Origin of the sequence: Rhodovastum atsumiense, assembly GCF_937425535.1 — a bacterium.
GTDB lineage: Bacteria > Pseudomonadota > Alphaproteobacteria > Acetobacterales > Acetobacteraceae > Rhodovastum > Rhodovastum atsumiense.
The window spans coordinates 587,116-611,194 of record NZ_OW485601.1 but is presented as its reverse complement, the minus strand read 5'-3'; the positions used below and the strand labels follow the sequence as shown (position 1 = coordinate 611,194).

19 protein-coding genes are annotated in these 24,079 nt (G+C 69.1%); 12 read left to right on the top strand and 7 right to left on the bottom strand.

The window, feature by feature from the left end:
- Nucleotides 1–173: 173 nt before the first annotated feature.
- The 4 genes from lhpI to NBY65_RS02530 form a co-directional block, all read right to left on the bottom strand.
- Nucleotides 174–1,133 (bottom strand): bifunctional Delta(1)-pyrroline-2-carboxylate/Delta(1)-piperideine-2-carboxylate reductase, encoded by a 960-nt coding sequence (lhpI, locus tag NBY65_RS02545; protein ID WP_150041815.1) that lies wholly within the window; start codon nt 1,131–1,133, stop codon nt 174–176.
- A gap of 93 nt (nt 1,134–1,226) precedes the next feature.
- Nucleotides 1,227–2,345, bottom strand: a complete 1,119-nt coding sequence (ald, locus tag NBY65_RS02540) for an alanine dehydrogenase (RefSeq protein WP_150041814.1) — start codon at nt 2,343–2,345, stop codon at nt 1,227–1,229.
- Nucleotides 2,346–2,498: 153 nt separating this feature from the next.
- Nucleotides 2,499–3,320 (bottom strand): substrate-binding domain-containing protein, encoded by an 822-nt coding sequence (locus tag NBY65_RS02535; protein ID WP_150041813.1) that lies wholly within the window; start codon nt 3,318–3,320, stop codon nt 2,499–2,501.
- A gap of 319 nt (nt 3,321–3,639) precedes the next feature.
- Nucleotides 3,640–5,280, bottom strand: coding sequence for a protoglobin domain-containing protein (locus tag NBY65_RS02530; protein ID WP_162530630.1), 1,641 nt, complete (start codon nt 5,278–5,280; stop codon nt 3,640–3,642).
- Nucleotides 5,281–5,448: 168 nt separating this feature from the next.
- On the opposite strand from NBY65_RS02530, the gene NBY65_RS02525 reads away from it, so the two are divergent.
- Nucleotides 5,449–6,201: an SDR family oxidoreductase gene (locus tag NBY65_RS02525; protein ID WP_150041811.1), complete on the top strand. Its 753-nt coding sequence runs from the start codon at nt 5,449–5,451 to the stop codon at nt 6,199–6,201.
- A 12-nt stretch (nt 6,202–6,213) separates the two neighbouring features.
- Here NBY65_RS02525 and cydB read toward each other — a convergent pair whose 3' ends face one another.
- Together cydB and NBY65_RS02515 are read right to left on the bottom strand one after the other, a co-directional pair.
- A complete protein-coding gene (gene cydB / locus NBY65_RS02520; RefSeq protein WP_150041810.1) occupies nt 6,214–7,218 on the bottom strand; it encodes a cytochrome d ubiquinol oxidase subunit II in 1,005 nt (334 codons plus the stop codon).
- Between the two features lie 4 nt (nt 7,219–7,222).
- Complete coding sequence (locus tag NBY65_RS02515) at nt 7,223–8,635, bottom strand: cytochrome ubiquinol oxidase subunit I (RefSeq protein WP_150041809.1); 1,413 nt, start codon at nt 8,633–8,635, stop codon at nt 7,223–7,225.
- Nucleotides 8,636–8,875: 240 nt separating this feature from the next.
- Between NBY65_RS02515 and NBY65_RS02510 the strand changes: the two genes are divergently transcribed.
- The 8 genes from NBY65_RS02510 (at nt 8,876) to NBY65_RS02475 (ending at nt 18,980) form a co-directional block, all read left to right on the top strand.
- Nucleotides 8,876–10,492: an ABC transporter substrate-binding protein gene (locus NBY65_RS02510; protein ID WP_284347509.1), complete on the top strand. Its 1,617-nt coding sequence runs from the start codon at nt 8,876–8,878 to the stop codon at nt 10,490–10,492.
- Between the two features lie 97 nt (nt 10,493–10,589).
- A complete protein-coding gene (locus NBY65_RS02505; protein WP_150041808.1) occupies nt 10,590–11,594 on the top strand; it encodes an ABC transporter permease subunit in 1,005 nt (334 codons plus the stop codon).
- A 13-nt stretch (nt 11,595–11,607) separates the two neighbouring features.
- The gene (locus NBY65_RS02500) at nt 11,608–12,516 is read left to right on the top strand and encodes an ABC transporter permease subunit (protein WP_150041807.1); all 909 of its coding nucleotides are present in this window, start codon (nt 11,608–11,610) and stop codon (nt 12,514–12,516) included.
- A complete protein-coding gene (locus tag NBY65_RS02495; RefSeq protein WP_150041806.1) occupies nt 12,516–13,544 on the top strand; it encodes an ABC transporter ATP-binding protein in 1,029 nt (342 codons plus the stop codon). The genes NBY65_RS02500 and NBY65_RS02495 overlap by 1 nt, the downstream gene beginning before the upstream one ends.
- Nucleotides 13,541–14,509 (top strand): dipeptide ABC transporter ATP-binding protein, encoded by a 969-nt coding sequence (locus NBY65_RS02490; RefSeq protein WP_150041805.1) that lies wholly within the window; start codon nt 13,541–13,543, stop codon nt 14,507–14,509. Before NBY65_RS02495 ends, NBY65_RS02490 begins: the two co-directional genes overlap by 4 nt.
- 500 nt (nt 14,510–15,009) lie before the next feature.
- Nucleotides 15,010–16,140 carry an OmpA family protein gene (locus NBY65_RS02485; RefSeq protein ID WP_150041804.1) on the top strand — a complete coding sequence of 377 codons (1,131 nt, stop codon included), beginning with the start codon at nt 15,010–15,012 and terminating at the stop codon, nt 16,138–16,140.
- A 365-nt stretch (nt 16,141–16,505) separates the two neighbouring features.
- Complete coding sequence (locus NBY65_RS02480) at nt 16,506–17,582, top strand: OmpA family protein (protein WP_150041803.1); 1,077 nt, start codon at nt 16,506–16,508, stop codon at nt 17,580–17,582.
- 321 nt (nt 17,583–17,903) lie between these two features.
- On the top strand, nt 17,904–18,980 hold the full coding sequence (locus NBY65_RS02475; protein ID WP_250265623.1) for an OmpA family protein: 1,077 nt from the start codon (nt 17,904–17,906) through the stop codon (nt 18,978–18,980).
- A gap of 242 nt (nt 18,981–19,222) precedes the next feature.
- Here NBY65_RS02475 and NBY65_RS02470 read toward each other — a convergent pair whose 3' ends face one another.
- Nucleotides 19,223–19,804: a hypothetical protein gene (locus tag NBY65_RS02470; protein WP_150045156.1), complete on the bottom strand. Its 582-nt coding sequence runs from the start codon at nt 19,802–19,804 to the stop codon at nt 19,223–19,225.
- Nucleotides 19,805–19,984: 180 nt separating this feature from the next.
- Here NBY65_RS02470 and NBY65_RS02465 point away from each other — a divergent pair, with 180 nt between their 5' ends.
- From NBY65_RS02465 to NBY65_RS02455, 3 genes are all read left to right on the top strand, one after another.
- Nucleotides 19,985–21,460: a circularly permuted type 2 ATP-grasp protein gene (locus NBY65_RS02465; protein WP_150045155.1), complete on the top strand. Its 1,476-nt coding sequence runs from the start codon at nt 19,985–19,987 to the stop codon at nt 21,458–21,460.
- Nucleotides 21,457–22,455 carry an alpha-E domain-containing protein gene (locus NBY65_RS02460; protein WP_150045154.1) on the top strand — a complete coding sequence of 333 codons (999 nt, stop codon included), beginning with the start codon at nt 21,457–21,459 and terminating at the stop codon, nt 22,453–22,455. Before NBY65_RS02465 ends, NBY65_RS02460 begins: the two co-directional genes overlap by 4 nt.
- A 133-nt stretch (nt 22,456–22,588) precedes the next feature.
- The gene (locus tag NBY65_RS02455; RefSeq protein WP_150045153.1) at nt 22,589–24,013 is read left to right on the top strand and encodes an FAD-binding oxidoreductase; all 1,425 of its coding nucleotides are present in this window, start codon (nt 22,589–22,591) and stop codon (nt 24,011–24,013) included.
- Nucleotides 24,014–24,079 lie beyond the last annotated feature (66 nt).

The following is a 24,079-nucleotide window of genomic DNA, read 5'->3' as shown; positions in this document are numbered from 1 at the left end:
CCGTGGATATTCAGGAAAGGCCAGGGCTCCGCCCTGGACCTGCCAAGGGCCACAAGGCCCTTGGATCCCATTCTCGCTGCGCGGCACAGAATCATGGGTTCCAAGGGCGGAGCCCTTGGTGGAGGTCCAGGAGGCGAAGCCTCCTGGCGGGGGCGGGGCAGCGCCCCGCGACTCTATGTCCCGCGCATGTCGCTCCACACCAGCGCCGCGGCGGCGAGGTCCTCGATGGCGCTGCCGACGGATTTGAACAGGGTGATTTCCTGGTCGTTCTGCCGGCCGGGTGTCTCGCCGCGGCACAAGGTGAACAACGTCCCGGCAATGGCCTCGCGGGTCAACGCGCTGGAGGCCAGCGGGTGGACGATGTCGCCGGCTTCGGTCAGCGCGGCGTCGGTGTCGATGAAGACGCGCGCGACTCGCACGGCATCGTCGTCGGCCTCGCGCATGTCGGGACGGAAGCCGCCCACCAGATCCAGATGCGCGCCGGGCCGCAGCCAGCCTCCGTGGATCAGGGGCGTGGTGGCCAGCGTGGCGCAGGAGATGATGTCGGAGGCGCGCACAGCGGTTTCGAGGTCATCGGCCACGGTGGCATCGAAGCCGGCCTCGCCCAGCGTCGCCGCGAGTGCGGCAGCCCGCGCCGTGCGATGGTTCCAGACCCGCACCTCGCGGATCGGGCGGACCGCGGCCCAGGCGGCGGCGAGCATGCCGGCGATATGGCCGGCCCCCACGATCAGCAGCGACGAGGCATCGCGCCGGGCCAGGTAGTCGCCGGCCAGCGCCGAGGCGGCGGCGGTGCGCCGGCCGGTGATCTCGTTGCCGTCGATGACGGCCAGGTGCTGCCCGGTCTGGCCGTCGCACAGCAGGTACGTGGAGGAAACCGCGTTCAGCCCACGCTTGCCGTTGTCGGGAAACACCGTGACGATCTTCACCCCGAGCGCGGTCCCGCCCTGCCAGGCCGGCATCAGCAGCAGGCTGGCGGTGGCGGCGCTTTCGCTCTCCAGCCGGTGGGCGTGCCGCAGCGGCACGGTGGCGCCGGCGATGAAGGCATCGCGCAGGGCGGGGATGAGGCGGTTGAAATCGAGGCTGGCGCGGGTCCGCGGCAAATCCACGATGATCGGGCCGGTGGAATGAGGCATGCACGTGTCCCTGTGTGACGGAGGCGGTGACAAGATGCGGGAGGGTTCGGACCATGCCAGAAACTTCCCGCCTTGCCGACCGCCGCCGGGCGCTTAAAGGGCGATGGCGTGCTCGGGGGGGCGATAGGGCAGGTCGAGGTCCTGGGCCACCGCCGGGTGCGTGACATGGCCGGCATGGACGTTCAGCCCGGCCAGCAGATGCGGATCCGATGTCACCGCGTCCTTCCAGCCCTTGTCCGCGAGCGCCAGCACGAACGGCAGCGTCGCGTTGCCAAGCGCGAGCGTGGAGGTGCGCGCGACCGCGCCGGGCATGTTGGTGACGCAATAATGCACCACGCCTTCCTCGACATAGGTCGGCTGGGCATGCGTGGTCGGGCGGCTGGTCTCGAAGATCCCGCCCTGGTCGATGGCGATGTCGACGATCACCGAGCCGGGGCGCATTCGCCGCACCATTGCCCGCGACACCAGCTTGGGCGCCGCGGCACCGGGGACGAGCACGGCCCCGATCACCAGGTCGGCCTCGGCCACCGCGCGCTCGATCGCGTCCGTGGTGGAAAACAGCGTCTGCGCCCTGGTGCCGAATTCCTGTTCGAGCTGGCGCAGCCGCGGCAGCGACTTGTCGATCACCGTGACATGCGCGCCGATGCCGATCGCCATGCGCAGCGCATGGGTGCCGGAGACGCCGCCGCCGATCACCACCACGCGCCCGGCCGGCACGCCCGGCACGCCGCCGAGCAGCACCCCGGCGCCACCCTGCTCCCGCTCCAAGCAATGGGCGCCGACCTGCACGCTCATGCGGCCGGCGACCTCGCTCATCGGCGCGAGCAGGGGCAGGGCGCCGCTTTTGTCGGTGACGGTCTCGTAGGCGATGCAGGTGGCCTGCGACGCCACCAGGCCCAGGGTCTGCTCGCGGTCGGCGGCGAGGTGCAGGTAGGTGAACAACACCTGCCCGTGCCGCAGCAGGGCGATCTCCGCGGGCTGGGGTTCCTTCACCTTGACGATCATCTCGGCCCCGGCGAACACGGCGGGCGCGTCCGGCGCGATGGTGGCGCCGGCGGCACGATAGGCGTCGTCGGGAAAGCCGATGGCCTGCGCGGCCCCTTGCTGCACCAGCACCTGATGGCCGTGAGAGGTCAGTTCGCGCACGGCGGCGGGCGTGAGGCCGACGCGGTATTCGTGCGTCTTGATCTCCGTGGGGACGCCGATTTTCATGGCAGAACCTCCCTCTGTGTGATGGGGCCGTCAGCACAGCCGGGCCGGACCCTGATACGATCCGGCCCTGGCGATGCGCATCGCCAGGGCCGGAACACTAAGGCGCTTTTCGGTTGATCGTAAACGGCCCGCTGCGCCCGTGGGCGAGCGAACTTACCGCCGCGGTGACGCCGGTTCGGCGAGGGCGGTCGGATCGAAGCCGTAGGATTTCAGCACCGCCTGGCCGTCCTCCGACATCACGAAGGCGGCGAAGCGCAGGGTGAGCGGTTTGGCGTTGAGCAACACCATGCCATAGGCGGGGCTGACCGTGAGCTCGGGCGGCAGCGACACGATGTCCAGTCCGGGCAGGAGTCGCGCGACATCGGTCGCACTGCTGCAATAAATCAGCATGACATCGGCCCGGTCGGCCAGGAACACGCCTTCCACCGCGCCCTTGCCCGGAACCAGCAGCGGGGTTTTGGCGCCGCCGCCGACCAGCGTCTGCGCCTTCGCCTCCAGCGCGGCGCGGGCGCCCGGGCGCACCGCCTCGGCCCGGGCGAACACCGCCCAGGCATAGTCCCCGCCCGGATCGGCCACGGGGGTCGAGGTGGCCAGGCGCACGCCCGGATCGAGCAGGCGCTCCAGCATGTTGGCAGGGGTGAGCCCGACCGCGTGACGGGCCAGGGCGCAGAGCCGGTTGCGGGTGAAATGGATCACCACCCGTTCGGGATGGCCGGCGGCGAGGCGGCGCGCCTGCTCCATGTCCGCCGAGGCGAGCAGGTCGGCGTCGCGGCCTTTCTCGATCTTCTCGCGCAACAGGCCGGACGGGCCGAATTCCGGCGGGGCCACCGTGTCGGGGGCGGCGGGAAAGCGCCGGAGCAGGTCGGAGAAGGCCGCGGTGAGGCTGCCGGCAGCCAGGACCTGGAGGTTTTCGGCAGCGGCGGGCGTGGCGAGGGCGAGCGAGGCGACGAGGGCGGCAACGACGGGACGCAGCATGGCGGGCTTCTCCGCGGGCACGGCGCTGGGACAGCGCACGACGTTATGAACGGCCACGCATAGCGTCAGATGCCGTAACGGATGTCGAGGGGCAGGGGCCCTGGTTGCCCGCCGCCATCGTCATGGGAGGGTTGCCACCGGCCGGGCGTTACCCCGGCGGCTATCCCGCGGCGGGAGCCGGCGTGGGGACCGGCGATCGCGGCGACCCGCCTGAGGCTTCACCCGGCGCGCGGCGCCGCGGCGGCGGGGGCGATGTGGGCAGGAAGGCGCACGCTGACAATGCGCCGCGCAGGTGGGCGCAGCAGCGCCATGGGCGGGCTCAGCCGGCCTGGCGCTGGCCGATGCCGAGCATGGCTTCCACCACCGGCCTCGCCTGGGCGCGATCGGTGAAGGCAAGGTTGGCGCGGTTGACCGAGCGCCCGACCACACGAGCCTCGGCGCGGTGCCGCAGGCCCGGCACGGCTACCCTGACCTCCGTGTTGGCCGGCAGCAGCGCCGCATCCAGGCGCACCCCCATTCCGCCGGAAGAAATATCCTGCACCCGCCCCGGCACGGCTGCTCCGGCGGCTTCGACGGTCACTTCGGCCTGCACGGGCTGGCGTTGTTCGCCGCGGCGCTCGGCGGCCCGGAGCTTTTCCATGAAGTCGCATTCGGCCGCCTCGAGCGCGCGCGTGGCCTCGGTCAGGCCCTCCGATGCTTCGGCCACGCCGCGGGCGCCCTGGGCGGTACGTCCGGCGGTGGCCTGCATCTCCCGCGCGCCATCGTTCACGCTGCCCGCATCCGCGGCGGCGGTGGCGACCGAGCGGCTGATCGCCTGCGTCACCACCGTCTGCTGCTCCACCGCGCTGGCAATGGCGGCGGTGCTGCCGCGCAACTGTTCGACCGTCGTGGCGATCTCGGCCATGGCGGCGGCGATCTGGCCGACCACCCCCTGCACCGCGCCGATCTGGCCGCGGATGTCCTCGGTGGCGCGGGCGGTCTGGGCCGAAAGCCCCTTCACCTCGCCGGCGACGACGGCGAAGCCGCGGCCCGCCTCGCCGGCACGGGCGGCCTCGATCGTCGCGTTCAGGGCCAGCAGGTTCGTCTGGCCGGCGATGGACTGGATCAGGGTCACCACGTCGCCGATCCGCGCGGCCGTGGCGCTGAGCGTGTCCACGATCGTACTGGCGCGCCGCACCGTTTCCACCGCTCCGCCGGTCAGCTCGGCGGCCTGCTGGGTCTGGCGCGTGATCTCGCCGATCGAGGAACTGATCTGCTCGGCGGCGGAGGCCACGCTCTGCAACTCGGCCAGGGACCGCTCGGTGCCGCCGGCAACCTGCCCGGCCTGCCCCGTCGTCGCCTCGGCATGGCTTTGCAGCCCCCCGGCCTCCTGCTGCAGCGTCGCCGCGCGCTGGTTGACCTCGGCGGTGAAGCGCGTCACCACCTTGCCGAAGCCGTTGGCCAGGTCATCCAGCCGCCGGCGGTATTCCTGTTCCAGCTCGGCCATGTAGGCGATCATCACCTGCTGCACGTCGAACATGACGGCGCGGTCGATCGCCCGCAGCACCGGCTCGACATGGGCCGGCGTGCCGCCGATGCCGAAGCGGGGGCGGTTTTGCCGCAGCACCCAGGCGTGCAGTTCCTCCAGCGCCACCAGATACATGGCGATATAGGCGTCCGGCTCGAGGCCGGCCCGGATATGGGTCTGCGCGATGCGGCGGACCGAGGCGACATAGTCGGCATCGGCATGGCCGCCGAACAGGTGCCGCCAGTGCTCGGCCTGGCGGCGGCGGGCATGGTCCATGTGGGCGGGGCTGGCGAACAGCGCGGCCAGGTCGGGCCGGGTCGCCATGTGCCCGTACAGCACATCCAGAAGACGCGGCATCTCCGCCTCGATCGCGGGCAGCATCTCCCGCAGCAAGGCGCGCGTCGCCGCGTCGAGGCGTGCGAAAACCAGGTTTTGCGTGATGTCGGCCTGCATGGTGCTGTCGCCCGGACCCGTTGGTCGCCCGCAGACTGAGGCAGGAACGTTAAGAAGCGGTTCCGGCTGATGGGGCAGGGGAATCGGACGGATTTCCAATCCCGCGCTTTTCCTGTTTCCTGCCCGGTGCCGCATGCCGCGGCGCGCAACGAAGGGGAGACAGCCGGAATGCGACGGCTCGAGGGGAAGGTGGCCTGGGTGACCGGCGCGGGCAGCGGCATCGGCGAGGCGGCCGCCGTGGCGCTGGCGGAGGAAGGCGCGCAGGTGGTGCTGACCGGGCGCACGGCGGCGAAGCTGGAACGGGTCGCCGGCCGCATCGGCGCGGCGGCCTCGGTCGAGCCGGGGGACCTTACCGATGCCGCGCAGGTGCAGGCGATCGCCGATCGCATCGCCGCCCGCCTCGGCCGGCTGGACATCCTGGTCGCCAATGCCGGGGTGAACATCCGCGACCGGGCCTGGGCGCAGCTTTCCCCCGCCGGCGTGGACGCGCTGGTCCAGGGCAACCTGTCGAGCGTGTTCTATTGCGTCACCGCGGTGCTGCCGATCATGCGCGCGCAACAGGACGGGGTGCTGATCCATACCTCCAGCGTGGCCGGCCGCTTCATCAGCGGGCTGAGCGGGCCGGCCTATACCGCGGCGAAGCATGGCGTGGTGGCGATGAGCCACACCATCAACATGGAGGAATGCGTCAACGGCATCCGCAGCACCGTGGTGCTGCCGGGCGAGGTGGCGACGCCGATCCTGGACCTGCGGCCGGTCCCGGTCAGCGCCGAGGACCGCGCCCGCATGGCCCAGCCCGAGGATGTCGGCGACCTGGTCCGCTATATCGCCTGCCTGCCGAAGCGGGTGGTGATCAACGAGGTGATGATCTGCCCGAGCTGGAACCGCGGCTATGTCGCGGGGCTCGGCAAGGGGGCATAGGCCCCCTTCCGGTCAATGGTAATGCGTGCCGGGCGTCACCTTGCCGCGGAACACCCAGTACGCATAGCCGGTGTAGCAGAGGATCATCGGCACCAGCACCGCGGCGCCGACCAGCAGGAAAGCCTGGCTCTCCGGCGGGGCGGCGGCGTCCCAGATGGTGATGGAGGGCGGCACGATCAGCGGAAACAGGCTGATGCCGAGGCCGGCGTAGCACAGCACGAACCAGCCGAGCGCGCACAGGAACGGCGTGACCTCGTGGCGCCGGGCGAGGCCGCGCCGGAAACCCCAGGCCAGCAGCAGCACCAGCAGCGGCACCGGGCTGGTCAGCAGGATGCCCGGCCAGCCGAACCAGCGCTGCATGAAGGCCGGGTTGAGCATCGGCGTCCACAGGCTGACCACCCCGATCAGCGCCAGCGTGGTGGCGCCGAGCGTGCCGGCATAGCGGCGGCAGCGGCGCTGCAGCGCGCCGTCGGTGCGCCAGATCAGCCAGCTCGCGCCGAGCAGGGCATAGCCGATCACCAGCGCGATGCCGCAGAGCAGGGTGAAGCCGGTCAGCCAGTCGAACCAGCCGCCGGCATAGGCGCGGTTCTCCACCCGGATGCCCTGCAGCAGGCCGCCCAGGGCCATTCCCTGGCAGAATGCGGCCAGGGTGGAGCCGGCGAAGAAGGCGAAATCCCAGGCTTCCCGGCCGCGCCGGGTCGCCGCGCGGAAGCGGAACTCGAAGGCGACGCCGCGGAACACCAGCGCCAGCAGCATGGCGACGATGGCCGGGTAGAGCGCGGGCAGGATCACCGCATAGGCCAGCGGGAACACCGCCAGCAGGCCGCCCCCGCCCAGCACCAGCCAGGTCTCGTTGCCGTCCCAGACCGGGGCGACGGTGTTGACCATGATGTCGCGGTCCTCGTCGCGGCGCTCGAGCGCGAACAGGATGCCGACACCCAGGTCGAACCCGTCCAGCACCACGTAGGCCAGCACCGCGAAGGCGATCAGCGCCGCCCAGATCATCGGCAGGTCCATGGGCTCAGGGCTCCCTGGCCTGGGGTTCGGGGGCCGCGCCGGCCGGGCCCGGGGTGATGCCGGCGGTGCGGATCGGCACGCCCGCCGGCGGGCCGGGCTCGTCGGGGGCCGGCGGGTGGGCGAGCAGGCGGAACAGGAACAGGAACCCGGCGCCGAATACCGTCAGGTAGACCACGGCGAAGGCGGCGAGCGAGGCCGCCACCCCCGGCGTGCCGATCGGCGAGACGCTCTCGGCGGTGCGCATCAGCCCGTAGACCATCCAGGGCTGGCGGCCCACTTCCGTCACCACCCAGCCCGCCAGCAGGGCGATGAAGCCGGCGGGGCCCATGGCCACGGCCGCGCGCAGCAATCCCGGATGGTCGAACAGCCGCCCGCGGCGGCGCAGCCACAGGCTGGTCAGCCCGACCGCCACCATCAGCACGCCGAGCCCCACCATGACGCGGAAGGCCCAGAACACCAGCGGCGCCGGCGGCCGGTCGGCGGGGGCCCATTCCTTGAGCCCCTTGACCTCGCCGGTGAAGGAATGAGTCAGGATCAGGCTGCCGAGATAAGGCACCCCGACAGCGTAGCGGGTGCGCTCCTGCGCATCGTCGGGCCAGCCGAACAGGATCAGCGGGGCGCCGCGCCGCGTCTCGTAATGGCCTTCCATCGCCGCCACCTTGGCCGGCTGGTGTTCCAGGGTGTTCAGGCCGTGCAGGTCGCCCACCACCACCTGCAGCGGCGCGACCAGGGTCGCCATCCACATCGCCATCGAGAACATCGTGCGCGCGCCGGCATTGCCGCGGTCGCGCAGCAGGTGCCAGGCGCCGACCGCGCCGACGAAGAAGGCGACCGACAGGTACCCCGCCAGCACCATGTGCGGCAGGCGGTAGAAGAAGGACGGATTGAAGATGATCCGTGCCCAGTCGTCGGGGTGGAAGCGTCCGTCCGGGGCGATCACGTGGCCCTGTGGCGTCTGCATCCAGGAATTGACCGAGAGGATCCAGAAGGCGCTGATCAGCGTGCCCAGCGCCACGATGCAGGTGGCGGCGAAATGCAGGCGCGGGCCGACCCGCCGCGCCCCGAACAGCATCACGCCGAGGAAGCCGGCCTCCAGGAAGAAGGCGGTCAGCACCTCGTAGCCCATCAGCGGCCCGATCACCGGCCCGGCCCGGTCGGAGAACGCGCCCCAGTTCAGCCCGAACTCGTAAGACATGACGATGCCGGAGACCACGCCCATGGCGAAGGTCAGCGCGAAGGGCTTCAGCCAGTAGCGGAACAGGTCCATGTAGACCTGCCGGCCGGTGCGCAGCCACAGCCCCTCCAGCACCATCAGATAGCTGGCCAGACCGATCGAGAAGGCCGGCAGGATGATGTGGAAGGCGATGGTGAACGCGAACTGCACGCGGGCGAGCAGGATGGCCTCGGGACCGGGCATGGGACTCCAGTCGCAACTGTTGCTGCCTTGCCTAACTCCCGGGCGCCGCCCCGGAGCGATCACGTTTGCGTGCGGCGACACTCCGTAAAGTTGCGAATTCGCATCGTTCGTGTCGCGCCCCGACCCGCCCGGGGTCGATGGAACCGATATGACATTGCCGTTGTGAGACGCTCCGGCTCCGCTTATGAGCACCGCGGAGCGGCCAGCGGGCCGCGGAATGCTCGATGGGGTACGGGGCTGATGAAGACCAATCGGCTGATGAAGACCAATCGAATGGGAGCGATCGCCGGCGCGGCGATGCTGGCCTGTCTCCTGGGGGGACAGGCGCAGGCCAAGACGCTGGTCTATTGCAGCGAGGGTTCGCCCGAGAACTTCAACCCGATGCTCAACACCACCGGGACGACGTTCAACGCCAACCTGCCCATCTACAACCGCCTCACCGAGTTCCGCCACGGCTCCACCGAGGTCGAGCCGGGCCTGGCCGAGAAATGGGACGTTTCCGACGACGGCCGCGTCTTCACTTTCCACCTGCGCCACAACGTCAAGTGGCATTCCAACAAGAATTTCAAGCCGACCCGCAATTTCAATGCGGACGACGTGATCTTCAGCTTCGAGCGCCAGTGGAAGGATAGCAATCCCTACCACAAGGTCTCGGGTGGCGGGTACGATTACTTCGCCGACATGGGCATGCCCAAGCTGCTCGAATCGATCGAGCGCGTCGACGACTATACGGTGAAGTTCACGCTGAAGGAGCCGCAGGCGCCGTTCCTGGCCAACCTGGCCATGGACTTCGCCTCCATCCAGTCCAAGGAATACGCCGACGCCCTGCTCAAGCTCGGCAAGCCCGAGCTGATCGACCAGGAGCCGATCGGCACCGGCCCGTTCGAGTTCGTGGCGTACCAGAAGGACAGCACCATCCGCTATCGCGCCTTCGCGCCGTATTGGCACGGCAAGCCGAAGCTCGATGCGCTGGTGTTCTCCATCACCAAGGACCCGGCGGTGCGGCTGGCCAAGCTGCGCGCCAATGAATGCCAGGTGATGCCCTATCCGAACCCGGCCGACCTGGAATCGATCCGCCAGGATCCGAAGCTGCAACTGCTGTCGCAGCCGGGGCTGAACATCGGCTATCTCGCCTTCAACAATCTCAAGGCGCCGTTCACCGACAAGCGGGTGCGCCAGGCGATCAACTACGCGATCGACAAGAAGGCGATCCTGACCGCGATCTACCAGGGCGCCGGCACGCCGGCCAAGAACCTGATCCCGCCCACCCTGTGGGGCTACAACGATCAGGTGCCCGAACAGGCCTACGACCCGGCGAAGGCGCGTGCGCTGCTCGCCGAGGCCGGCTTCCCCAACGGCTTCGAGACCACGCTGTGGGCGATGCCGGTGCAGCGCCCCTACAATCCCGACGCCCGGCGCATGGCCGAGCTGATCCAGGCCGACCTCGCCAAGATCGGCGTCAAGGCCAGCATCGTCAGCTATGAATGGGGCGAGTACCGCAAGCGCCTGCAGAACGCCGAGCACGGCCTCGCCCTGTTCGGCTGGACCGGCGACAACGGTGATCCGGACAACTTCTTCACCCCGCTGGCCGGCTGCGACGCCGCGCGCATCGGCGGCGGCAGCGTCTCCAAGTGGTGCAACCAGGACTTCGAAGCCCTGATCCGCAAGGCGGCGCAGGTCCCCGTGCAGGCCGAGCGCGCCAAGCTGTACCAGCAGGCGCAGCTGGTGATGCGCGAGGAGCAGCCCTTCTTCCTGGTCGCTCATTCGGTGGTGTTCTGGCCGGTCCGCAAGGAGGTCGTCGGCTTCAAGATGAGCCCGTTCGGCCGCGTGCAGTTCGAGCCGGTCGACCTGAAGTAAGCCCGGTCGCTGTCCGCCTCGCCCGCAAGCGGGGGAGGCGGACAGCCGCCGCACGGCCACTCCCCACCGCCCCGCCACAGTTCCCGGACAGCGCCCCTTGGTCCGCTTTCTCTTCCGCCGCCTGGCACTGATCGTGCCGACCTTCATCGGCGTGACCTTCCTGGCCTTCCTGCTGATCCGCCTCGTCCCCGGCGACCCGATCGAGGTGCGCGTCGGCGAGCACGGCATCGAACCCGAGCGCCTCGCCGCGCTGCGCCATGACTTCGGTCTCGACCAGCCGCTGTGGAAGCAGTTCCTCGACTACGAGGTCGGCGTGGTCACCGGCGGGCTCGGCGTCTCCGTGGTCACGCGCGAGCCGGTCTGGCGGGAGTTCACCACGCTGTTCCCGGCCACGCTGGAGCTGACGCTCTGCGCCATCCTGCTCGCCATGGCGGTGGGCATCCCGCTCGGGGTGGTGGCGGCGGTGAAGCGGGGATCGGCCTTCGATTACGGATTGATGGGGTTATCCGTCACCGGCGCCTCCATGCCGATCTTCTGGTGGGGGCTGATGATGATCCTGATCTTCTCAGTCGCCCTCGGCTGGACCCCGGTCTCCGGCCGCATCAGTGACATGTACTATGTGGAGCCCTGGTCGGGCTTCATGCTGATCGACACCTGGTTCAGCGAGGACGAGGGCGCCTTCGCCTCGGCCGTAGGCCACCTGATCCTGCCTACGATCGTATTGGGAACGCAACCTCTGGCGGTGGTGGCGCGCATGACGCGCTCGGCCATGCTGGAAGTGCTCGGCGAGGACTACATCCGTACCGCGCGGGCCAAGGGCCTGGGCGTGTCGCGGGTGGTGGTGGTGCACGCGCTGCGCAACGCGCTGATCCCGGTGGTGACGGTCATCGGCCTGCAGGCCGGCACGCTGCTGGGCGGGGCCATCCTGACGGAGACGATCTTCTCCTGGCCCGGCGTCGGCCACTGGCTGGTCGAGAGCATCCAGCGTCGCGACTACCCGGTGCTGCAGGGCGGCACGCTGCTGGTGGCGACCCTGGTGATCCTGGTCAATCTCGGCGTCGACATGACCTATGGCTTCCTCAATCCCCGGATCCGTCGATGAGGGCGCAGTCCTGATGTCCGGCAACGAGACCCTTGTCGCGGCGCCGCCGGAAGCGCCGCCCATGCCCGGCCGCATCCGCCTGTTCTGGCGCGGTTTCGCCGAGAACCGTGGCGCGGTGCTCGGGCTCGCCTTCATGGTGGTGCTGGTGGTGCTGGCGGTATTCGCCGACGTGGTGGCACCGCATTCGCCGATCGAGCAGTACCGCGACGCCTTCCTCACCCCGCCGGTCTGGCAGGAGGGCGGAAGCTGGACCTATCCGCTCGGCACCGACGATGTCGGCCGTGACATCCTCTCGCGCCTGATCTACGGGGCGCGGCTGTCGCTGCTGATCGGGATTTCGGTGGTGGCGCTGTCGATGACCTGCGGCACGGCGCTCGGCCTGACCGCCGCCTTCTCGGGCGGGGTGGTCGACACCATCATCATGCGGCTGATGGACATCGTGCTGGTGTTCCCGAGCCTGCTGCTGGCCATCGTCATCGTCGCCATCCTGGGGCCGGGCCTGTTCAACGCCATGCTGGCAGTGGCGATCGTGACGCTGCCCGGCTACACGCGACTGTCGCGCGCCTCGGCGATGTCGGAACTGGCGCGCGACTACGTCACCGCCACGCGCTGCGCCGGCGCCGGGCGGCTTTACCTGATGTTCAACACCGTGCTGCCGAACTGCACGGCGCCGCTGATCGTGCAGGCCTCGCTCGGCTTCTCGGCGGCGATCCTGGATGCCGCGGCGCTCGGCTTCCTCGGGCTGGGCGCGCAGCCGCCGACGCCGGAATGGGGCACCATGCTCGCCGGCGCGCTGCAGTACTACCAGCGGGCCTGGTGGGTGCTGACCTTCCCCGGCCTGTTCATCCTGTTCACCGTGCTCGCCTTCAACCTGTTCGGCGACGGGTTGCGCGATGCCCTCGATCCCAAGCTGAAACGCTGATGCCGCTGCTGGAAATCCGCAATCTCGCGGTCGATTTCGCCACCGCCCGCGGCCGCTTCCGCGCCGTGGACGGGGTGGACGTCACGGTGGACGAGGGCGAGGTCCTCTGCATCGTGGGGGAATCCGGCTCGGGCAAGAGCGTGTCGATGCTCGCCGCCATGGGGCTGATCGGCTGGCCTGGCCGCGTCAGCGCCGAGGCGCTGCGCTTCGACGGCGCCGACCTGCTCTCGCTGTCGGCGCGCCAGCGCCGGCGGGTGGTCGGCAAGGACATGGCGATGGTGTTCCAGGAGCCGATGTCCAGCCTCAATCCCTGCTATCCGGTGGGCTGGCAGATCGCCGAGGCGCTGCGGGCGCATGACGCCGTGCCGCGCAACAAGGTCCGCGACCGCGTGGTGGAACTGCTTGACCAGGTGGGCATTCCTGATCCCGGCCGCCGGCTCTCGGCCTTTCCGCACCAGCTCTCGGGCGGCATGAACCAGCGCGTCATGATCGCCATGGCGATCGCCTGCAACCCGCGCCTGCTGATCGCCGACGAGCCGACCACGGCGCTGGATGTCACCATCCAGAAGCAGATCCTTGATCTGCTGGTCGACCTGCAGAAGCAGCGTGGCATGGCGCTGGTGCTGATCACCCACGACATGGGCGTGGTGGCCGAGACCGCCCACCGCGTGCAGGTGATGTATGCCGGGCAGATGGTGGAGGAGCAGCCCACCGAGGCGCTGTTCGCCACCCCGCGCCATCCCTACACGGCGGCCCTGCTCGATGCCCTGCCGGAACGCGCCCTGGGACGGCGGCGGCTGCCGACCATTCCGGGGGTGGTGCCCGGCATCGACGACCGCCCGCAGGGCTGCCTGTTCAATCCGCGCTGCCGCTTTGCCGATACCGCCTGCCGCAGCGTCCCGCCGACGCTCGCCGGCCCGTCCGGCCGCCGCGCCCGTTGCCATTTCCCGCTCGACCGGACCCCGTCCGCCGCGCCCCCTCCCGGGGTGGCGGACGGGGAGGGACCCAGCCAGGTGCTGCAGCCATGACCCCAGCCATGGAGGCGGCCGCGCTGCGCCGCCATTACCCGGTCGGGGGCGGCCTGTTCGTCCCGAAGGCGCTGGTGAAGGCGGTCGACGGCGTGTCCTTCGTGCTGCATCCCGGCGAGACCCTGGCGGTGGTCGGCGAGTCCGGCTGCGGCAAGTCCACGCTCGCGCGCATGGCGACGCTGATGGAACTGCCGAGCGCGGGCGAGCTGCTGATCGACGGCCGCAAGGTGCCGCTCGACGACGAGGTGGAACGCCGCCGCCTGCGCCTCAATGTGCAGATGGTGTTCCAGAATCCGTACGGGTCGCTCAACCCGCGCAAGACCGTGGGCGCCATCCTCGAGGAGCCGCTCGCGCTGAATGGCCGCGGCGGCCGCGCCGAGCGCGAGCAGGCGGTGCGGGCGATGATGGCCCGGGTCGGGCTGCGCCAGGACCAGTACGGCCGCTATCCGCACATGTTCTCCGGCGGGCAGCGCCAGCGCATCGCCATCGCCCGGGCGTTGATGCTCAATCCGCGCGTGGTGGTGGCCGACGAGCCGGTGTCGGCGCTGGACGTATCGATCCAGGCCCAGGTGCTGAACCTGCTGATGGATCTGCAGGACGAGTTCCGTCTCGCCTACCTGTTCATCAGCCATGACCTGAGCGTGGTCCGCCACATCGCCCGCGAGGTGCTGGTGCTGTATTGCGGCCGCCCGGTCGAGCACGGCCCGAAGGAGAGCGTGTTCGCAGCGCCCCTGCACCCCTACACGCGCGCGCTGCTTGCCGCCACGCCCTCGATCGATGCGCGCCACCGCAAGCAGGTGGCGTCGGTGCGGGGCGAACTGCCATCCCCCCTGAACCCGCCGCCCGGCTGCGCCTTCGCCTCGCGCTGTCCGCATGCGACCGATCGCTGCACGGCGGAGCGGCCGGACTGGCGCGTGCTCGGCGATCACCAGGTCGCGTGCCATTACGCGGAGCAACTGGGGTAGTTCCGAATTCCACCGGAATTCGGGGTTAGACCGGCAGGCTGACCGGGGCCGGCCGCCGGCGGCCGGCAGTCCCGGCCGCCGCGATGGGTGTGGCCGGAGTGCCGCTATCCGGGCCCACGGAAAATCGAAATCAGTGTTGGATCCCCCCGCGCCATCTGCATGCGCGGGTATGTATTTCCGTGGAACCAACCGATCGCCCGGGCAGTGGAGACAGGCTTACCACTCTGGGCAGCTTGAACTTCTGCCGGGCTCCTCTGTTGCGCCCATGCCGCCGTCAAGTGAAACGAACTTGAATTTTCGGTCTTCACTGTATCGTGAATACAACAGCACTGTGTCTGTACTGCCACATAGCTTGGTGGAAACGCACAACGCGCACGTTGTGCGGCCGTGGATGCTGGCTTCGTTCCAACTTGGACACTACGGTTTGCTGCGCTGGACAGGGCGATCAACAGCCCCGCCTCTGGGTCGCTAGCAGAGACCCGTCATGCGAGGAGAGAACCATGAAATTGCGGAGCGTGATGCTGGCCGCGACCATGCTGGCGTTGCCGGTAACGGCGTGGACGGCGGAGCCGATCACTGGCTTGTATATCGGTGGCGGTATCGGATTTGACTACCTGAACTCAGTGAATGCCAAGAGCGTCTCGTTCGCCACCCCGGTCTTCGGCGTGACCAGATCCGTCAGCAGCAATGGGTCGCTTTCGTCGAGTGGCGGTTTCGTCGGGCTTGCCAGCGTCGGCTATGGGCTCGGCAACGGCCTGCGCTTCGAACTGGAGGGCAATTACCGGTCCAATCACACCCGGACCACCGGGACTTCGGGCATTGCCGGCGGCGGCAACATCCTGCAGTACGGCGTCTTCGTGAACGGGTTGTACGACTTCACCGAAGTCGCGAGCTGGGTCCAGCCCTATGCCGGCATCGGCTTCGGCTATATCTGGAACGAATTCCAGTCGGGCCGGTTGTACACCACCAACCTGAACCCGCAGTCGCAGATCAACTTCAGCAATTCTTCCTCTGGTGAAGCGGCCGGGCAGGTGATCCTCGGCGCGGCCTTCCCGCTCGGTGTACCCGGCCTGGCGCTGACGACCGAGTTCCGTTTCGTCGGCCAGTTCGGCGAGCCGAGCTTCAACGGATCGACGGCCATCCGGCGTGGGTCGGCGGTCGGCCCGGCCAGCGGCACCTCGATCAAGATCGGCAACCCCACCAACGAATCCGTTCTGGTCGGGCTTCGTTATGCCTTCAATGCGGCCCCGCCGCCGCCGCCGCCCGCACCGGCCCCCGTTGCCGCACCGGCGCCGGCGCCCTCGCGCACCTACCTGGTGTTCTTCGACTGGGATCGGGCCGACCTGACCGCGCGCGCGCGCCAGATCATCGCCGAGGCGGCGCAGAACTCGAGTCGAGTGCAATACACCCGTATCGAGGTTGCCGGTCACGCCGACCGCACCGGCACCGCCAACTACAATATCGCCCTGTCGCGCCGCCGCGCCGAGAACGTGGCCGCCGAGCTGGTGCGCAACGGCGTGCCGCGCGAAGCCATCTCGATCGAAGCCTTCGGCTACAGCCGTCCGCTGGTGCCGACCGCCCCGGGCGTGCGGGAACCGCAGAACCGCCGCGTCGAGATCGTCTTCAAGTAGGCGCGCGGGGCCGGGGCGCGTCCCGGCCGGCAACATCGTTGCATCTTCCGCCCGCCGTCGGTCGCAGGACCGGCGGCGGGTTTTTCATGGCGAGTCGGCGATGCGTTCCGCCTTGCCAACTATTCTCTTCTCGTTCGGGAGGTCGTTGCGGGGGCATGCCTGGGTATGGCCGCTCCCGGAGTAGGGGAATATCTGTTGCAAAAAAGCAACTCTGTGTCCCCGAAAACCGTCTCTGGATCGCGACAGAGACAATCACTGCTGGTCACTACGGGACCCGAACACTACCTTTCCGGCAAGTAGAGCGGGGAAGGCAATCGCCTACCCGAGGGCGCGCATAGCGGCCCGGAACGCGAGGAGAGCACACGATGACGATTCGGAACGCGCTGTTGGCCGCGTCCGTCTTGGCCCTGCCGGCTGTGGCGCAGGCGCAGCCGATCAATGGTCTCTATGTCGGTGGTGGGCTGGGCTACAACTACACGCAGGACATCGACACCAAGGGGACGGCGGCGATTCCCGGTGGCACGGTCAGCGGCTCCGGGAAGCTGACGGGCAATGGCGGCCTCGGCGCGGTCGGCAGCGTTGGCTGGGGCTTCGGCAACGGCGTGCGCGTCGAGCTCGAGGGCAACTACCGTGAGAACCACACGCGCCTGAGCAAGGCGGGTGCGGTCCGTGGCGGTGCCGACCTGCAGACCTACGGCGTGATGATCAACGGCCTGTATGACTTCGACCTCGGCCTGCCGGTGACGCCGTATGCCGGCGCCGGTATCGGCTATGAATGGACGCAGGTCAGCAGCGCGAAGGCGTATCTGCCGGGCGGGCCGAACCAGATCAGCGGCGCGAACAAGACCGAAGGCAGCCTGGCGACGCAGGCGATCCTGGGCGCGTCCTATGCGCTGCCGGTGCCGGGCCTGTCGCTGACCGCCGAGTACCGCTTCATGGCGACGGTCGAGGAGCCCAAGTACAAGGGCAGCGTGGCTGGCGTGCCGGGGACGGTGAAGCTGGGCAACCAGTATAACCACGCTGCGATGCTGGGCGTGCGCTACGCGTTCAACTCGGCTCCGGCGGTGCCGCCGCCGGCCCCCGCGCCGGTGGTTGCCCCTGCGCCGGCGCCCTCGCGCACCTACTTGGTGTTCTTCGACTGGGATCGGGCTGAGCTGACCGCGCGTGCGCGCCAGATCATCGCCGAGGCGGCGCAGAACTCGACCCGCGTGCAGCTGACGCAGATCGAGGTTGCCGGCCACGCCGACCGCACCGGCACCGCCCGCTACAACCTGGCGCTGTCGCGCAAGCGCGCCGAGAACGTGGCGGCCGAGCTGGTGCGCAACGGCGTGCCGCGCAACGTCATCGCGATCCAGGCCTATGGCGACAGCCGCCCGCTGGTGCCCACCGCCGCCGGCGTCCGCGAGCCGCAGAACCGTCGCGTCGAGATCGTGCTGAAGTAGATCCGGATACGATCCGAAGTGGGACGTCCCCCGCCGCCGGCGCCCGCGCCGGCGGCGGATCTGTCTTGATGCAGTCCGTTATCGACTGCGGGCGGGGCAGCCGGACATGAACCGCCGTATCGCTTCGACTCCGGTCGAAGTACAAGAGCCCTGATTCCGGCTCGCATCATGCCGGCGACATCAATCCGATATGAGAACGTGCATTCCCGTCCTGCCGTCATGGCGGATGGGCGCGCCTCATTTTCGTCAAACTCGAATGAAATGCCGTTTCGTCGCCGTATTGCCTTATCGCGGCGAGCCTACAAGCGAGGAGAATAAGCCATGAAACTTCGGAACGCGCTGTTGGCCGCGTCCGTGTTGGCCCTGCCGGTGGTGGCGCAGGCGCAGCCGATCAACGGCCTCTATGTCGGTGGTGGGCTGGGCTACAACTACACGCAGGACATCGACACCAAGGGAACGGCGGCGATTCCCGGCGGCACGGTCAGCGGCTCCGGGAAGCTGACGGGCAATGGCGGTCTTGGCGCGGTCGGCAGCGTTGGCTGGGGCTTCGGCAACGGCGTGCGCGTCGAGCTCGAGGGCAATTACCGCGACAACCACACGCGCCTGACCAAGGCGGGCCGTGTGCAGGGCGGTGCCGATCTGCAGACCTACGGCGTGATGATCAACGGCCTGTATGATTTCGACCTCGGCCTGCCGGTGACGCCGTATGCCGGCGCCGGTATCGGCTATGAATGGACGCAGGTCAGCAGCGCGAAGGCGTATCTGCCGGGCGGGCCGAACCAGATCAGCGGTGCGAACAAGACCGAAGGCAGCCTGGCGACGCAGGCGATCCTGGGCGCGTCCTATGCGCTGCCGGTGCCGGGCCTGTCGCTGACCGCCGAGTATCGCTTCATGGCGACGGTCGAGGAGCCCAAGTACAAGGGCAGCGTGGCTGGCGTGCCGGGGACGGTGAAGCTGGGCAACCAGTATAACCACGCGGCGATGCTGGGCGTGCGCTATGCGTTCAACTCGGCTCCGGCGGTGCCGCCGCCGGCCCCGGTGCCGGTGGTTGCCCCCGCGCCGGCGCCCTCGCGCACCTACCTGGTGTTCTTCGACTGGGATCGGGCTGACCTGACCGCGCGCGCGCGCCAGATCATCGCCGAGGCGGCGCAGAACTCGACCCGCGTGCAGCTGACGCAGATCGAGGTTGCCGGCCACGCCGACCGCACCGGCACCGCCCGCTACAATCTCGGGCTGTCGCGCAAGCGTGCCGAGAACGTGGCGGCCGAGCTGGTGCGCAACGGCGTGCCGCGCAATGCCATCGCGATCCAGGCCTACGGCGACAGCCGCCCGCTGGTGCCGACCGCCGCCGGCGTCCGCGAGCCGCAGAACCGTCGCGTCGAGATCGTGCTGCGCTAACCGGTACAAGCAAGGCCAGGGGAGCCCCTCTGGCCTTGCCCTGGTCCGGTTGACGGAAAAAAGAGGCCCGGAAGACCGCAATCGGTCTCCCGGGCCTCTTTATATGTACCGGTCATCAGCTCTGCGCCTTGCGCATCGCGCCGGATCTTCAACCATCGCGGATGGTCCGGCCGGCGAAGCGGGCGGCATCCCCTGGCAACGAAACCATCCGTTGCCAGGGCCGGGGTGACGGGGGCGCTGCGTTACTTCTTCTTCTTCTTCGCTGCCGCCACGGCCTTCGCCGGCGCGGGGGCCGGCGCCGCGGTCGCCGGGCATTCTGCGAACTTCATCGCCTGCGGCAGGGACTGCGTCTTCGTTTCGGCGAAGCGGGGCAGTTCCTCGGGCTTCTGCAGGGCCATGACTTCATCGAACTGACCCAGGCTGCGTTCGCAGAACTGCGACCCCAGCACCATGGCGCGCTGCGACTGCGCGTTGGCGAGCTGGGTGATGTAGTCGTCGCGCGACTGCTGCCAGCGCCGCTTGTCGTTACGGCTGAAATAGGTCTCCGCCGTCTTCTCCTGTTGCAGCAGCGACGGCCGGTACCGGTTCACGAAGGCGTTGTACTTGTCTTCCGCCCGGCAGGAGATGGCCGTAACCATCAGGTTGCTTTTCAGCGCGGCGACCGAGAACGCCGTCACTTCACCCGGACGGGCACACCACGGCGCCGGAGGCGGCTCGGGCAGCGGCGGCGGCTGATAGGCGACCTGCGGCGGGGCCGGGGGTTCCTTGTCAGTGCAGCCGGCGATCAAAGCGAGGAGAACCAGGGCCAGCGCGGGACGCAGCATGGGAATCATCCAGAGGCAGGGAGGGAAGTGCAGGAATAGGCACGGTCCGCCGTGTCGCGCAACCGCCCCGCTTGGCCCCGCCCCTTCGCTGCAGCGCCGCGAAGAAGGGGGTTGCACGCTGAATATGTCTGCTATGCTTCGTGGCGTTTGCAAACTTTCAGCGCCGGCGAGCACCCCGATATGCCAGAAAGCCAGATCGACGTCGCTTCCGACCCTTTCCGCGATTATCGCCCGGGGCCGTTTTTCTGCGAACTCACGAGCGAGAGGGCGGGCGATGGTGGTGCCGCGGCCGTCGTGCGCGAACGCATTGGATCCATTGGACTCGACGCGCTGCGCGCGCGTGCCCAGGCGGCCGAGAACGATCTGTTCAACCTCGGCATCACCTTCACGGTTTATTCGGATGCCACCGCAATCGACCGGATCATGCCGTTCGACTGCATTCCGCGCATTCTGACCGCGGCGGAATGGCGGGTCATCGATACCGGCGTGCAGCAGCGAGTCGCGGCGCTCAATGCGTTCCTGCACGACATCTACCACGAGCGGCGGATCCTCAAGGATGGCGTGGTGCCGGCCGAACTCGTGCTCGGGAATGCCAATTACCGGCCGGAGATGGAGGATTTCCCGGTCCGGTTCGGCACCTACGTGCATATCTGCGGCACCGACATCGTGCGCGACACCGCCGGCAATTTCATGGTCCTGGAAGATAACGGTCGCACGCCTTCCGGCGTGTCCTACGTCGTCGAGAACCGCCACATGATGTCGCGGGCCTTCCCCGACCTGATGGCGGGGATGCGGCTGCGGCCGGTCGACGATTATGGCGAGCGCCTGTTGAGCGCCATGGTCGAGATCGCGCCCGAGGGGGTGGATGACCCGCAAGTGGTGCTGCTCAGCCCCGGCATCTACAACTCGGCTTATTTCGAGCACGTCTTTCTCGCGCGCGAAATGGGGGTGCCGCTGGTCGAGGGGGCCGACCTGTTCGTCGAGCAGGACCGGGTGTGGATGCGCACCACCGGCGGGCGGCGCCCGGTGCATACCATCTACCGGCGCATCAGCGACGACTTCCTCGACCCCACCGTTGGCCGGCCGGAAAGCCTGCTCGGCGTGCCGGGCCTGATCGGGGCGTGGCGGCGCGGCAACGTGGCGCTGGCCAACGCGGTCGGCACCGGCGTCGCCGACGACAAGGCGGTGTACGCTTATATGCCAAGGATCATCCGCTACTACCTGTCCGAGGATCCGATCCTGCCCAATGTCGAGACCCATATCTGTCGCGAGCCGGAAGGGCTGGCCTATACGCTCGCGCATCTGGACCAGCTGGTGATCAAGCCTGTCGGGGAATCCGGGGGCTATGGCATCACCATCGGCCCGCACGCCTCCCGCGCCCAGCTCGAACATGCCCGCGCGGCGCTGCTGGCCGATCCCGCCAACTGGATCAGCCAGCCGGTGATCTCGCTGTCGGTCGCTCCGACGCTCTGCGACGAGGGGATCCGGCCGCGGCATCTCGACCTGCGGCCTTATGCGGTCACCGGGCGGCAGACCTGGGTGTTGCCGGGCGGGCTGACGCGGGTGGCGCTGCGCCCGGGCAGCCTGGTGGTGAATTCGTCCCAGGGCGGCGGGTCGAAGGACACCTGGGTCCTGGCCGAAGCGGAGGTGGCATGATGCGCAACGAATTGCCGCTGCTCGCGCGCTATGCCGAGGGCCTGTTCTGGATGGCCCGGTATCTCGAGCGCGTCGAGAACATCGCCCGTCTCATCGACGTCACCCAGAATTTCGAGAGCCCCGGCCGCGAGAGCGAAAGCTGGTTCGCCCTGGTGCGCATCAACGCCGACGAGGCGGGCTTCGCCGAGCGTGGGCTGGCCCCGGGGGCGGAGGCGGTGAAGCGCTTCTACCTGCTCGACCACGACAATCCCACCAGCGTGCCGGCCGCGCTGGAAGCGGCCCGCATGAATGCGCGCACCCTGCGCCCGCTGATCTCGACGGAGATGTGGGTACAACTGAACGTCTTTCACCGTGACATGGTGGCGATCGATGCCGCCGATCTGCAGGGCGACCGGTTGTCGCGGCTGTGTGCGCGCATCAAGGAGGGCGTGCAGACCCATACCGGCATCACCGAGGGAACGTTCTTCCGCGACCAGGGCTGGCTGTTCTACCAGCTCGGGCGCCAGATCGAGCGCGCTGACCAGACTACCCGGATGCTGGACATCCGCTATCACCTGCTGGTCCCCGCCACCAACGGCGAGGCGCGGCGCGTGGCCGAGCTGACGCAGTGGGGCGGTGTGCTGCGGGCCGCGGCCGGCTATCACGCCTTCCGCCGCATCGCCCCAGCGGGCTTCACCCCCGCCGACGTGGTAGGTTTCCTGTTGCGTGACAATCACTTCCCCCGCAGTGTCGCGCTCTGCCTGGAGCAGGTCGACTGGGTGCTGAACCGGCTGCGCGCCACCTGGGGGCTGCGGGGCACCGTGCGGGCGCTGGAACAGGTCGAGGAGTTGCGGACCACGTTGCTGGGGCCGACCGTCCAGACGATCCTGGACGAGGGCCTGCATCATTTCCTCGACCATTTGCAATGTGGCCTGATCGACCTCGCCGGCGAGATCGGCACCGCGTTCTTCCGCGACTGGCGCCCCTACGCCGAGCAGTCGCAGAAACAAGGGTAGGAGAGGGGTGCAGGGGCCTTTTGGCCCCTGCTGGAGTCCAGAGGCGAAGCCTTTGGCGGGGTTTGGGGCAGCGCCCCAAGCGCGGCATTGACCCGTGGCGACCCGGCTCTAACTTGGCCGCCGGAGGCCTGCCATGCCGCATGTTGCAACAGAGCGTTTTCTCACCGAGCTGGCAGCCATTGTCGGCCCGAGAGGGTTGCTGACCGATCCGACCGATATCGCACCTTATGCCGAGGACTGGCGCCGCCTCTACCGGGGCCACCCCCCGGCTGTGGTTCGGCCCGCCACCACGCAGGAGGTCGCCGAGGTCGTGCGGGCCTGTGCCGCTGCCGGTGTGGGCATCGTCCCCCAGGGCGGCAACACGTCGATGGTCGGTGGCGCCGTGCCGGCCGAGGACGGCAGTGAGATCGTGCTGGCGCTCGCCCGGCTCAACCGGATCCTCGAGATTGACCCGGTGGACATGACCCTGACCCTGCAGGCCGGGGTGACCCTGAAGGCGGCGCAGGAGGCGGCGGCGGCCAAAGGCTGCCTGCTGCCGTTGTCGATCGCCTCGGAGGGGACCGCGCAGATCGGTGGGGTGCTGGCCACCAATGCCGGCGGCAACAACACGATCCGCTACGGCAATGCCCGTGATCTCGTGCTCGGGCTGGAGGTGGTGTTGCCGGACGGGGAGGTCTGGGAGGGCTTGCGCCGGCTGCGCAAGGACAATACCGGCTATTGCCTGCGCCAGCTTTTCGTCGGCGCCGAGGGGACGCTCGGCATCATCACCGCCGCCGTGCTGAAGCTGGCTCCGCTGCCGCGCGAGGTGGAGGTGGCGCTGTGTGCGCTGCCGTCCGCCGAGGCGGCGCTGGACCTGTTCTCCCGGTTCCAGGCGCAGGATCCGGCCGCGCTGCAGGCATTCGAATATATGTCGGGCTCCGGCATGGATCTGGTGCTGGCGCATATTCCCGGCTCTGCGTTGCCGCTCGTGACCCCGGCCGACCATTATGTCCTGGTCGAGCTGGCGTCTCCGCGGGTCGGGGCTGGTCTGCGCCCGGCGCTGGAGGAGGTGCTGGGGGCGGCGCTGGAAGAGGGGGTGGTGCTGGATGCCGCCATTGCCGCCTCCGGGGCGCAGCGCGCGGCGATCTGGAAGCTGCGCGAGGAGCATTCCGAGGCGCAGAAGCGGGCCGGCGCCTCGGTCAAGAACGATGTCTCGGTGCCGGTCTCGCGCGTCCCGGCGCTGCTCCACCGGGCGGCGGAGGCCTGCGAGGCGCTGCTGCCGGGCATCCGCATCGTCCCGTTCGGGCATCTCGGCGATGGCAACATTCACTTCAACCTGGTCCAGCCCGAGGGCATGGACCCGGCTGCCTTCCTGGCCCGCGACCAGGACCTGATGGCGGCGGTCGGCGCGGTGGTGCGCGACCTCGGCGGCAGTTTTTCGGCCGAGCACGGGGTCGGGCGGCTGAAGCCGGCGATGCTGCCCGGCTGGCGGGGCGGGGCGGAGCTTGAGACCATGCGGCGCATCAAGCAGGCGCTGGATCCGCACGGCATCATGAACCCCGGCAAGGTCCTGCCATGATGTGCAGGCGCCTCCCGGCGCCGCTTCACGGTTTTGCCGGTGGCCCCGGCCCGGCTAAAGTGCCGG

Excerpts from the sequence above, each read along its gene's own strand:
- lhpI (WP_150041815.1), bottom strand. The coding sequence starts at position 1,133 with ATGCCTCATTCCACCGGCCCGATCATCGTGGATTTGCCGCGGACCCGC.
- ald (WP_150041814.1), bottom strand. The coding sequence starts at position 2,345 with ATGAAAATCGGCGTCCCCACGGAGATCAAGACGCACGAATACCGCGTC.
- NBY65_RS02535 (WP_150041813.1), bottom strand. The coding sequence starts at position 3,320 with ATGCTGCGTCCCGTCGTTGCCGCCCTCGTCGCCTCGCTCGCCCTCGCC.
- NBY65_RS02530 (WP_162530630.1), bottom strand. The coding sequence starts at position 5,280 with ATGCAGGCCGACATCACGCAAAACCTGGTTTTCGCACGCCTCGACGCG.
- NBY65_RS02525 (WP_150041811.1), top strand. The coding sequence starts at position 5,449 with ATGCGACGGCTCGAGGGGAAGGTGGCCTGGGTGACCGGCGCGGGCAGC.
- cydB (WP_150041810.1), bottom strand. The coding sequence starts at position 7,218 with ATGGACCTGCCGATGATCTGGGCGGCGCTGATCGCCTTCGCGGTGCTG.
- NBY65_RS02515 (WP_150041809.1), bottom strand. The coding sequence starts at position 8,635 with ATGCCCGGTCCCGAGGCCATCCTGCTCGCCCGCGTGCAGTTCGCGTTC.
- NBY65_RS02510 (WP_284347509.1), top strand. The coding sequence starts at position 8,876 with ATGAAGACCAATCGGCTGATGAAGACCAATCGAATGGGAGCGATCGCC.
- NBY65_RS02500 (WP_150041807.1), top strand. The coding sequence starts at position 11,608 with ATGTCCGGCAACGAGACCCTTGTCGCGGCGCCGCCGGAAGCGCCGCCC.
- NBY65_RS02495 (WP_150041806.1), top strand. The coding sequence starts at position 12,516 with ATGCCGCTGCTGGAAATCCGCAATCTCGCGGTCGATTTCGCCACCGCC.
- NBY65_RS02490 (WP_150041805.1), top strand. The coding sequence starts at position 13,541 with ATGACCCCAGCCATGGAGGCGGCCGCGCTGCGCCGCCATTACCCGGTC.
- NBY65_RS02485 (WP_150041804.1), top strand. The coding sequence starts at position 15,010 with ATGAAATTGCGGAGCGTGATGCTGGCCGCGACCATGCTGGCGTTGCCG.
- NBY65_RS02480 (WP_150041803.1), top strand. The coding sequence starts at position 16,506 with ATGACGATTCGGAACGCGCTGTTGGCCGCGTCCGTCTTGGCCCTGCCG.
- NBY65_RS02475 (WP_250265623.1), top strand. The coding sequence starts at position 17,904 with ATGAAACTTCGGAACGCGCTGTTGGCCGCGTCCGTGTTGGCCCTGCCG.
- NBY65_RS02470 (WP_150045156.1), bottom strand. The coding sequence starts at position 19,804 with ATGCTGCGTCCCGCGCTGGCCCTGGTTCTCCTCGCTTTGATCGCCGGC.
- NBY65_RS02465 (WP_150045155.1), top strand. The coding sequence starts at position 19,985 with ATGCCAGAAAGCCAGATCGACGTCGCTTCCGACCCTTTCCGCGATTAT.
- NBY65_RS02460 (WP_150045154.1), top strand. The coding sequence starts at position 21,457 with ATGATGCGCAACGAATTGCCGCTGCTCGCGCGCTATGCCGAGGGCCTG.
- NBY65_RS02455 (WP_150045153.1), top strand. The coding sequence starts at position 22,589 with ATGCCGCATGTTGCAACAGAGCGTTTTCTCACCGAGCTGGCAGCCATT.